Source organism: Embleya sp. NPDC005575 (assembly GCF_040605455.1).
Classification (GTDB): domain Bacteria; phylum Actinomycetota; class Actinomycetes; order Streptomycetales; family Streptomycetaceae; genus Embleya.
In genome coordinates, this window is sequence record NZ_JBEXCV010000227.1 from 1 (window position 1) to 10753 (window position 10753).

The 10753-nt window shown below is 67.6% G+C and carries 9 protein-coding genes and 1 pseudogene; 1 reads left to right on the forward strand and 9 read right to left on the reverse strand.

Annotated features, from left to right (window positions below):
- Nucleotides 1-70: 70 nt before the first annotated feature.
- From ABZS54_RS39785 to ABZS54_RS39810, 6 genes are all read right to left on the reverse strand, one after another.
- Nucleotides 71-1411 carry a PQQ-binding-like beta-propeller repeat protein gene (locus ABZS54_RS39785; protein WP_355547302.1) on the reverse strand — a complete coding sequence of 447 codons (1341 nt, stop codon included), beginning with the start codon at nt 1409-1411 and terminating at the stop codon, nt 71-73.
- A gap of 888 nt (nt 1412-2299) precedes the next feature.
- The gene (locus ABZS54_RS39790; RefSeq protein WP_355547304.1) at nt 2300-3559 is read right to left on the reverse strand and encodes a hypothetical protein; all 1260 of its coding nucleotides are present in this window, start codon (nt 3557-3559) and stop codon (nt 2300-2302) included.
- Nucleotides 3556-3891, reverse strand: a complete 336-nt coding sequence (locus ABZS54_RS39795) for a helix-turn-helix transcriptional regulator (protein ID WP_355547306.1) — start codon at nt 3889-3891, stop codon at nt 3556-3558. The genes ABZS54_RS39790 and ABZS54_RS39795 overlap by 4 nt, the downstream gene beginning before the upstream one ends.
- Nucleotides 3888-4637, reverse strand: a complete 750-nt coding sequence (locus tag ABZS54_RS39800; protein ID WP_355547308.1) for a site-specific integrase — start codon at nt 4635-4637, stop codon at nt 3888-3890. The genes ABZS54_RS39795 and ABZS54_RS39800 overlap by 4 nt, the downstream gene beginning before the upstream one ends.
- Nucleotides 4638-5056: 419 nt before the next feature.
- On the reverse strand, nt 5057-5392 hold the full coding sequence (locus tag ABZS54_RS39805) for a hypothetical protein (RefSeq protein ID WP_355547311.1): 336 nt from the start codon (nt 5390-5392) through the stop codon (nt 5057-5059).
- 84 nt (nt 5393-5476) lie between these two features.
- Nucleotides 5477-7762 carry a CHAT domain-containing protein gene (locus ABZS54_RS39810; RefSeq protein ID WP_355547314.1) on the reverse strand — a complete coding sequence of 762 codons (2286 nt, stop codon included), beginning with the start codon at nt 7760-7762 and terminating at the stop codon, nt 5477-5479.
- Nucleotides 7763-8744: 982 nt separating this feature from the next.
- On the opposite strand from ABZS54_RS39810, the gene ABZS54_RS39815 reads away from it, so the two are divergent.
- Complete coding sequence (locus ABZS54_RS39815; protein ID WP_355547317.1) at nt 8745-9173, forward strand: hypothetical protein; 429 nt, start codon at nt 8745-8747, stop codon at nt 9171-9173.
- A 163-nt stretch (nt 9174-9336) separates the two neighbouring features.
- On the opposite strand, the gene ABZS54_RS39820 is transcribed toward ABZS54_RS39815, so the two are convergent.
- The 3 genes and pseudogenes from ABZS54_RS39820 to ABZS54_RS39830 form a co-directional block, all read right to left on the reverse strand.
- Nucleotides 9337-9729, reverse strand: a complete 393-nt coding sequence (locus ABZS54_RS39820; RefSeq protein WP_355547320.1) for a hypothetical protein — start codon at nt 9727-9729, stop codon at nt 9337-9339.
- A 4-nt stretch (nt 9730-9733) separates the two neighbouring features.
- The gene (locus tag ABZS54_RS39825) at nt 9734-9964 is read right to left on the reverse strand and encodes a hypothetical protein (protein WP_355547323.1); all 231 of its coding nucleotides are present in this window, start codon (nt 9962-9964) and stop codon (nt 9734-9736) included.
- Nucleotides 9965-10257: 293 nt separating this feature from the next.
- Nucleotides 10258-10753, reverse strand: a pseudogene (locus ABZS54_RS39830) (IS5 family transposase); the annotation flags it as partial.

The following is a 10753-nucleotide window of genomic DNA, read 5'->3' on the forward strand; positions in this document are numbered from 1 at the left end:
CAGATGCACGGACGCGCCGGATTCGACCTCCTCCGCCACCGCATCCTCCTCCCACAATGAGGACGCAGCGTCACCACCGACTACGGAACAGAGCCGTTAGTTTTACAGTCCCGTTCCCGCCGCGATCGCGGAGGCGGGGGTCGGTCGTCAGGCGGTGGGTGCGCCGCAGTGGTGGTTCCATGCCCACGACGCGGCGGGGGCGGGGAGTGGTGGGCGGTGTGTGGTGGCTGTGCGGTGGGGTGTCGAAGGCGAGCAGGCTGCGTTTGGTGGCCACGTACACGCCGGCGCGGTCGACGGTGACGTCGGGCGGGCCGGCGTCCGGCGAGGCGTGCGGGTCCGCCCAGGCCCACAGTGGGCAGCCGTCGGTGCGGGCGAGCGCGGCGACGTACCCGCCGTCGGTGGTCAGGACGCACACGCTTTCGTCGACGATGAGGTTGACCCGGCGGTGGGACAGGATGGGCAGCGATGCCCACGGGGATTCGGCGGACCACAGGAGTGCGCCATTCCCCGCGTCGAACGCACGGACGTCTCCCCGGTCGTTCCAGGCGTGGACGACGCCGTCGGTGATGTGGGTCTGCGCTCTGCCGTGGGCCTGCGGCAGGCCGATCGGCGTCGACCACAGCGCACCGCGGGAGGCGGACGAGGCGACGAGGACGTGCTCGCGTGTCCCGGCGATCCGGATGTCGTCGTACGCGCCGACGTAGTCGAACGGGTCCGCGGCGAAGACATATCGGGTGTGTTCGCCGGTGGCGCCGTCGACGACCCGGAGCGCGTTCCCATAGGAGGAGGTGACGAGCAGGCGTTCGCCGCGTAACCCGATCGGCTGGTACGACTTCGTCCACACCATGGCCCCGGTGGCGACATCCAGCGCGAACATACGTGTCGGATGGTAGCGGGCAAAGACCACCGGACCGGCTCTGTCCGGGAGGCCGGAGCCGGTGATCGAGTGTCCGTTGCGCCGCCCCCACAGCAACCGGCCGGTCGTGCCGTCCAACGCGAACACCGCCCCTTGGCACAGCACGATCAAGGTGCCGTCGGTCGTCTCGTGCAGCGTACTTATGTACCGGCTTCCGGAGCGGCGGGGCAGGCGGATCGGGTTGCCGAGTTCGTACAGCGGACGGAGCCTGTCCCGGAGGGCGCGGGACCACAGCTCGGCCCCGTCGCGCAGGTCGATCGCGCGGGCGCGACGCAGATCGCTCTGATAGCCGATGTGTTCGCCGATCGCCTCCAGGGTTCCGTGGAACTCCTTCTCCCATACCACCCGTCCGGTGGCGGCGTCACGGGCGAAGGTCGTGCCGGACAGGGTGCCGTAGACGCGCCCATCGGCGGCGTACAGCGACGGTTGTCGATTGAGATCCTTCGGCAAAACCTGCCAGCGGATCTGCGGTACGGGTATGGCCGATTGCTTCACCCGGCCAGCCTGCCGGCCACACCGGCCGCAGTCGGAGGGACCTCCCCGGGGCTGTGACGTTCCTCGTCGATACCGGGCCCCACCCGCCCCGGGTGGTCCCACGTCCGGCGGGGCCGGGTGAACCGCCCCTGCGGGCGGGTTGCCGTCATGGTGGGCCGTCCGCCCACCCACGTGCTCGGCACCGGCTCGCCCATCACCGTCTCTTCCCACGACGTCCGGCCCGAACCCCCAGCGCGTGTCCGGAGCAGGGGCACACGGTAGGGCGGGCTCCGATCGACGAGCGCCCCTTCGATCGCGGCACACCCCGGCACCGAGCCGGCCGACACAGGAATGTGCATCCCCACGACAGCCAGACCACGCATGTGGTACCGCTGTTGGGCAGGCCACGACAGCAGTTTGGTCACTCCGTGACAGCCAAGACCCCCGCACTCAGCCGGACAAAGCCCAGCTCGACAAGGAGAAACCGAAACCCGCACCGCTGACACCCACCCCGCTGACACCACACCACACACTCACAGGCCGAGCGCGGCGGCGACGGCCGCGTCGAGCGCGCGTCGAAGGGTGCGGGTGCGGAAATCCGAGGACACGCAGACTGGCGAAGTCGCGTAATCAACTGTCGCGAGTTCTCGGGCGTGGCAGGCTCGGTGGTGGCTTTGAGTGATCGCCGGGGGCATATCGGCTCCAGGGTGTTCCGGCTTCGGCGGCCAGTCTCGTGGTGCTGGTGTGGTGATAGCCGAGCGCGTCGGCGACGATCGGGGCGGGCATTTCCAGGAGGTGTCGCCGGACTGCGGCACCGCGTGCCGCGGCTGTCGGGATGCCGATCTTGTTCAGCAGCGCCGACAGGTGTTTTGGGTTGGCCGGTTGTCCCGCGCGCCGTCCGGGGAACAGTCAGCGGGATTCCTGATTGGTCGCGGTATTCATGTTGCCGCGAGCGGCCGTGTGGTCCAGGAGAAGGCCGGCGACCGGTTCCGGGACGGGCGAAGGCGGTTCGCCCAGTCGCAGGAGCACCTGATCACCGTCCCGGACGACATCGTCGACGGTGAGTCGAACGACGCGGGTCAGTGGTTGCGCGTAGAGGAGAACGATGATCGCGGCGATGCGGGTCCGAAGCGGCGGATTCCGGTCCGAGAGCATCCTGCCGAGAAGTTCCAGCCGGCGGCCCTCTGTGAGCGGTGCGGCCCTGGTCACCCGTTGAACGGGAAGGTCCCAACCTCTGGTGAGTCGCGTTGTCACGGACCACCGCAGGAATCCGCGCAGGCGGTTGCGGGCGTGTGTGCCCTGTTCGGCATGCCATGCGTCGATGTCGGCCTGCCGGCAGTCGGCGAGTGTCCGGTCTCGCGCGGCGAGCCATCCCAGGAAGAGTCCCGCGTACTTGATCTGCTCGCCGGCGAACTGGCGCCCACTGGTGGTGATCGGGACTTGTTCCGCCCGACTGCGGAGCCCGGCCAGGACCTCCCAGACCGCGAAGCGATGGATCGTCTTGACGTGCTCGGGGTCGCGCAGGGTGGCCATGTGGCCGGGCAGCCACCGTTCGAAGGAACAGATCTGCCTGTCGGCGGGCGGGAGCACCCCGCAGGTCATGAGAAGTTCCTCGAAGTGGGCCGCCGTGCGCCACGGTTGCAACGTGTGGAACGCTTCGTGGGTCAAGGCGATCTCGCCGTTGCCCAGCCGCCGAAGCAGGTCTTGCGCGTTGCCCGGGTGGTTCGGGCGCATGGCCAGCCAGGCCAGTCCGCTCTCGGGCCGCTCCATGCGCACCAACAGGCCCAACAGCGGCAGCAGTTGCGGTCGAACGCGTCCGGATCCGTCGTCCAGGAGGAGGGCGAGCCGGTCGGTGAGCGTGCATCGTTCGCAGAGCCGGCCGCCCAGCAGATTTCCTTCGAAGCCGCAGCGAGAACAGGCGAACGACACCGAGAATCCCGCGCAGGCGGGGCAGATCGCGGCGCCGTCGCCGGCCCGGATCCCCGGCAGGGCCCGCTCCAGTCCGCACCCGGAGCAGGTTCCGCGCGTTCGCGCCGCGCGGACCGAGCATGTTCGACAGACGTGGCCGTCCGGCCAACTGCCGGCTTTGTGTCTGCGGCGCCCGCAGCGGCAGCAGTCGGTCATGAACCAGCGCTCGTATTGTTCGTCGGTGGCGTAGGACCGAGTCATGCGTCGGGCAGGATCCGGGCGGCGCGGGGCCGCAGCTTGGCCACTCCCGCGGGTGCGGGCAGATCACCGCCGGCAGTCTTGCGGACGCCCGCGTTCTCTGCGGTGGCGGTGACCAGGTCGGCGGGAGTGCAGCCGAGGATGTCGCAGAGCGCGGCCATGACCTGCAACGACAGGCGTTCGGGGGTGCCCGATACGAGTCGGTGGACCTGGGAGGCGGACAGTTCGATGCCCCGGTCACGCAGGAGTGGAACGAGTTCGGTGGCCGTGAACACACGCTGTGCGGCCATGATGTCGCGCAACCGCCAGATGTAGCCGACCTTGCGTTTCGTCATGCCTTGCTCCTTGCCGCGGGACCCTCCAGCGCGGCGGCGACGGCCGCGTCGAGCGCGCGTCGAAGGGTGCGGGTGCGGAAATCGGAGGACACGCAGGTGTAGATCGACGTCGTGCTCGCGTGCTCGTGGCCGACTTGTTCCTGGACGAATCTCGGGTCGCGGCCAGCCTCGATGAGATGGGTGACGTAGGACCTTCGGAATGAATGGAAGTCGAGTCCGGAGTCGAGGCCGAGGGTTTCGCGGTAGGTGACGAACCGTGAGTTCAGCCGTTGGCATCCGACTCGGAGTCCGCGTTCCGACGGCCAGGCCGCCGGGTTGTTGTCGACGGCGAACAGCGGGCGGATCTCGGTGAACCACTCGTCCAGGATTTCGGGGGTCCAGTCCCAGACGGTCAGCACGCTGCGGCGCTTGGGGGGTGAGCCCTTCTTCGCCTTGAAGGAGCGCACGGCCTCGGAGTAGGCGCGGATGGTGGTGTGCTTCAGATCCCGCAGGGAACGCAGGTCGCCGAGCCACTCGTCGATCATCGCCGGCGACCACTGCCACGGAAACGCGTTCACGTACGCGCTGAACGCCTTCACCGCGTTCTCGCGCCCCTCGATCGTGGAGCGAGCCAGGTTCCGCGCGAGCTGCTGGTTCGCGAACCCCGCCAACATCGCCGCGAAGACCTGTTCCTCGGGCCGCAACAGCGGCACCCCGTCCACCAGATGCAGCCTGGCCGCACCCGGCGCTGAACCATCGAATCCCACGAATCGACCACCCTCCGTCACTCGCACCCAACGCGAGAAAACCGCATCGGATGCGACTCCCGGACGAAATCGCAGATCAACCAGCCTCACGAGTGACACCGACTGGCGCTCAGAGCCTGCGAACCGGTAGCTTCACCCGCCGTTCCGTGGATCCAACTGCCGTCTCGGGTAACGAAAACTCGGTCTTCCCATGCTGCGATTCGCAGACAGTCGCGTAATCGCATCCGATGCAGTAGGCGGCACTTGCAGTAGTGGTACAGCCGTTGGCGCCGAGAACGATCTAGGTCTGATAGCACCCACTCCTGAACGCCCGCGCGCCGAATGGGGCTTTCGCTCGGGCGGTGACACCGCCCATCGGCGCTCAGCCCCGGACCGGATCCCGGGGTCGCATACTGCCGACGCATCGAGGACCCGGGGTCCTACTCGTCGTCGTCCTCCTCGGTCAGGGCGTCCTGGATCCGTCGGGCCACGGTCGCAACGTCAGTGCCAGCGTCGGCGGGAATCTCGATATCGACCTTCTGGCCCTTCGCCGTGATCCGGACCGTGATGCCGGTGCCCTTGCCGAAGGTATGCCGAATGATCTCCGCGAGTCTGCGGAACGTTTCGGGCCCCTGGGCAAGACCAACGACGCTCGTGGCGATGGTGCTTCCGAGCAGGGCGATCTCGGTGACGGAACCCCGAGTGCCCGAGCGGATCGCCAGCTTTTCACGTACGAGAATGTCCGCGAGTTCGGACGGCATGACTACGGCAATCAAGAGTTGCCCCCTTCACTGGTTCATCGATGGTTCAGCCCCGTCCGGGTCGGCTGCCGCGGCGCAGACGGATGGGCGCGGGTAGCGTCAGTACGCCTGGAAGTTGGCCCAGATCACGGGGTGCGGATCACGGATCTCGTCATCAACTCGGGACGTCCCTCGCACGGAGTAGACCTTCCATTCGCCGAGCATCCGCAACTGAATCCTCCTCAGTAGATGCGCGTGATCGCCTTGCGGCGGGGCCAACATCCCCTCGGCGATCAGGTCCTCGAACACCTCGGTGAACGGCGCGTCGAAGATGTCGACGGACGTGGCGATCACCTGGTCGGCGCCCGACTGGATGGCCCCGGCGGCGAGCCCAATGGCCTCACCCCCGAGAGACGAAGCGGTCGAACTGGAGCAGCACGACAGGACCACGCGTTCCGGCATCGGCAGGAACGGGGTGCCATCGTCGAACCTGCCGAACAGTTCCCCCGAGTTCAGGAAGTCGTCCTCGGCCAGCGGAAGGGCCGACCAGGCCGGGTCGGAGTCGTGCACCGCGTGCCCGCGGTAGAAGAACAATCCCGGGGTCGAGGGGCCGATCCGGTGAAGCGCCCGGAGCAATGCTTCCTTGGTGGCCGGTACGAGGGACCCCGTCGTCCCCAACAGTGTGGCCGCGCTCTGCACCACCGACTCCGAAGTCCGCTTGCGCAGCGTCCCGTCCGGGTCGTCGCACGCGAGCAGGAACGGTGTGGTCGCGGCTGCCGGTCGCACCGTCCGCTTCCTCCTCGCCGACCGTACGAGCTGGGTCGGGGCGGAAGTCCACATTCGCAGGACGGCCCGTTCCACGAGTCGGTCCTCGGTCCCCGGGATCATCGCGATCGGCCAGGGCACACAGGCGAGTTCGCGTGCCGCCGCAATCGTCAGCGATACCGGATCGGTTTGCGTCGCCGTACCCAGTTCCTCGACCAACGGCGGCGGCAGCAGATCGCCCACCGTGCGGGTCATGATCTGTTCCTCGGCCGACCCCCAGCTTTCAAGGTGCATGAACGGCTCGTAGTAGTCGCCGGGTCCGCGCCGGTAGGGGAACAGACTCCAGGTCTTCGGTTCCGACGACCGGGCCTGCCCGGCCAGGCCCAGCAGCACCGGTTTGACGCGATCCCGCTTCCGGAGGTCCTCACTGCCGTACCCGATCGGCTTCGCGTCACAGGCGGCGAACCAGAAAAGGAAGCCGTTCTCGATGTGCGAGGACCAGAACAGACCCGCGGGCAATGCCTCGTCTAGCGACTGGGGCACGAGTGTGCGTGCCCGCCCGGCCGGCGGCACGTTGTCGTAGTGCGGCATGAGAAGCGCCACGCCCTGAAAGGACACAGGTGACGGGAAAAGCAGACGCGTGGCGCTGAAGCCGTCATTGAGCGCGGTGAAGATCGCCTTGGAGACCAGTGGCGGAACAACCTCCACCGCCCCTGTCGGCTCCGCCGAGGGGCTGAATCCGCTGTCCGTGTGCTTCTTGCTCTCCTCCTCGGTGTCGACATCGACAATGGCTCCGATCATGGACTGAAGGCGGCACGACTCGATCAGTTCGGCAACGGCCCGACCATCGCCCAGGGCGGTCGCCGATGCGAGCGCCGCGTGCCTCGACGGGCCGAAATTGATCCAGAGAGTGACCCGTTGCGTGTGCGAGCAGGCACGGTATCGCGGAGTGTCCAGCTTCGCCCACGCGGCGAGAGCGAGACTGAGCCCCTCCTCGTCGTACCGGCCTGTGGCCACCCGGATCGCCGCGGCGCGTTGCTCCAATTCCCCGATCAGCCAGTAGTCGGCCCGCTCTTTGACCAGCCTCGTGAGCGCCGCCGACACGAGGGCCAGCGCCCGCTCCGGCTGGTCGTCGTCGGCGAGGCGCTTCGCGAGGCACGAGATCAGGTACGTGTGGGGGACGATCCCCAGTTTGCGGACGTGCTCGACGCCGGCGACTTCGTGGGTGCCGATGCCGGGCGCCTCGTCGAGCACCCGGGAGGCCACGCGATGGAAGGCGGCGGACGCCCTGTGGCTCGCCCCCTCCACGTACTCCAGGTTCTCAAGGGCGCCTTTCCGGTTTCCGGCCTTCATCATGAGGACGATCGCCTGGCAGAAGGTCCGGCGCTTGTGACGCGGGGTGGGCCAGTACGCAGAAGCCCCGGCGAAGCACTCCGCCGCGGTTGCCCAGTCGGCGAAGCGCACGTACTCGAAACCCAACAACTCGTACAGGACCGCCAGGTTCCTATCGGGGTGCGGATTCGCGTCGCGGGGATGTTCGGTGATGCGGATCAGCATCGAAAGCGCGTAGGAGAGCCCCGCATTCCCCGAGTCGTCGGCATCGGCGACGCGCAGTCCGCCGAGAAGCCCGTCGAGTTCCACGAGGTCACGGCGCAGCGCGTTCGGCAGGACCGGGTTGCGTTCCAGAAAGGCGCCGATGAGACCCGCAATCCGCCTGATGCCGGGGGTCGTCGGGTTATTCCGGCTCGGAGACAGCCGGCGCCGTGCGAGGCGTCCCGCGACAACGAGAAGACGTCCATACGCCGTAGCGCCCATCGACTTCCCCCCACGGTTCACCCCGCCCCATGCGTTACCGGGAGATGCCGGGCACGGGCGGCCGCGGCCCGGTGGAGGGGCAGTTGCCTCAAGCATGTCGTCTCACGGCGCAGGAGGCGCGGGTTTGCAAGGAATGCCTGGTAGAGCGGTCCGTGAACGAACACCCGTCGTCGGGAACGGCTGCGCGGTGTCGGTGCGCGTTGGTTCGCGAGAACGAACACGGGCGCGCGCAACGTCGTTCGGCCTCCGAAACCGCGAGCGTCGGTGCGAAGCGGATGACCGAGCGTCGACGGCGGCCCGCTTCGAAGCCGCCCGCGAAGAGGAGCCGTTCGCGATACGCCACCTCGCGCGGTGCCGTTCTCCACCGAGGGCTGGGCCTGCTTCGCGGCGGCGACGCCGTCCTCGTTCGACTCTGTGCGGGACTCCGGTTGCGACGCGGTCGGTTCACCTTGACGACCGCCGCGAAGACGGTGACGCCCAAGCCCTTGAGGGCCGGGGCCTGCCGGTCCCGCCCGGGTGGGGCCGGCAGCCCGACGGCGGGTTCACCTTGCCGTGCCGCCAACCCGCGCACCGCAGTCCGGTGGGGACGGTGCCGACCCTGATGGCCCACCGCGACACTCGCGGCCTGTTGTCGGCGTACTGAGGTAAGTGCTCAATGTCGTACGGGTGAACGTGCCCAGGTATCGCCCCGGAGGAGCTGGGAGACGGCGGCCTTCTGTGCCCGGGGGAGGCTGCGGGCTGGGTGTCTTGAGTCAGAATGCAGTGCATGACCCCACGTTCGGTGCCCGAACCTCACGAAGCCCCCAGCATGACGACTCCCGTGTGGGCCGACGATGTGGTGCTCTCCACGCTGAGCGGCCACGGAGAGATCCGGGACGTCAGGATCCGCATCGGGCAGCGGGACCGTGCACGAATCCTGCTGATCGACGCGGGGGTGCCGACGGAGATCGAGGACAGCGACTATCGGAACTGCCTCGACGTGGTCCGCACCCGCCTGCAAGGTGAGGATCGGCTCCTGTGCTGCCAGGGTGCACGTCCGAATGTGCACGCGTCCGGCATGCTGCTCCAGTTCGGAAACGGCCGGGAAGCCTACGTACTGGCGTCGGGAAACGGTGATGAAGAGCCTGCGGTCGTCGACATCTTCGCGCCCGCGCCCACCTCACAGGTCACCACCATGGAGAAGCAGCGCGCATGGTACTTCGACTTCCTCGGGTGGGCCCCCGCCCGACGGGAATGAACGATGCCCGCTGAAGCCTGCGGACCTCGTCCTCGGTCAGCCTGCGGACCTTGACCGGCTCTGCTACCGACCCCCCTGTTGCCGGTTTGATGTCCATGACATCCAACCGGCACGGGGAGCATCACGACCACCGGCAACCTGGTGAACGTTTCCGGTCACAGCACTAATTCAGGACGAAGCTCCAGCGGAGGGCTTCGTTTTGTATCTCGATCAGCTCTTGGTCCAGCTCTTCTTTTCGCTCGGGTGTCAGGTTGGTCTGGCTGAGCATGCCCAGGACGAGTTGGTGCCGAATGCGCGCTTTCTTGGCGGTGCTCATCCGCTCCATCGAGATGAGCGCCCACTCGAAGCAGGCCGACAGGACCACCGCGATCAGCGGGCACGCGACGAGGAAGATCTTGCCCCACACCTTCTCGGCCGCACTGGCAGTGAGCAGGGCGGCCATGGCCATTCCCGCACCCGCGCCGCCCAGCGATGGAATGAGTTTGTCCGCCTGAAACGCGATGGGGACCGGCGGCCCGGAACGGGTGATGCCGTTGCGTTGCTGCGGAGTCGGCACACCCTCACCTGTCGTAACGATCGAGGTAGCCCTCGATCTCCTTGGCGTCTGCGGCGTTGGTCACGTCGAGCACGACGTTGTGATCCCGCCCCCCGCTGATGGTGACCTTCGTACCGGTGGTGTCGACAGCGACCTTGTTCAAGCGCCGCAACTGGAGGGCAGTCCTGACCATGCGCCAGACCAGCGGCACCACGGTGCTGAGGGACGTCGCCAAGAGAATCGGCAGTTCTTCCATGGATCGTCACTTCCCCCTTGCCGGCGGCCAAGGGCCTCACCGCCCAGCGAGCACGATCAAAGGCCTTCCCGCTCAGACCTGTTCCGGCAGTGCCACAGCAATGCCGTCCAGGATCTCAGGTCTTCTCCATACTGACAGGCGATTGCCTGTCTCGGCAGGCATTCGGTCCGGAAGGAGTCATGCGGCAACAGTTGTCCGTACGACGCTGAACCAGGGGCCGGCGCCGGGCTAGGCTTTCGGCTAATGCTGTGGCCGGCAACCGGTGCCCGGTCACAGCACTTTAAGAGCGTGTCTCATATGGAGAGTTGTGCGAGTTTCTTGTAGCAGGTCAAGGCCGCTGCCAGTCCGAGGAAGGCGGTGAAGTGGTCGCCGTTTCGTTCGTATCGGACGGTGAGTCGGCGGTAGCCGAAGAGCCAGGACAGGGTTCGTTCGATTTTCCAGCGGTGTCGACCCAGTCGTTCGGAGGTGTCGACGCCGGGCCTGGCGATGCGGGGGACCACTCGACGTCCGCGCAGCCGGGCGAGGGCGTCGGCGGAGTGGTATGCCTTGTCGGCGCGGAGTCTGCCGGGACGTCGGCGTCGTGGTCCGCGGCGGGAGCGTATCGCCGGGATCCCTCGCACCAGCGGCTTCAACGCCTGACTGTCGTGGGTGTTCGCGCCCGAGACGCCGACGACCAACGGAAGCCCTCGGGCTTATCGGAGAGCACATGGAGTTTGCTGCCCTTCTTGCCGCGATCGACCGGATTGCGACCGGTCAGCGAACCCCCCTTTTCGCGCGCACCGACGCCGC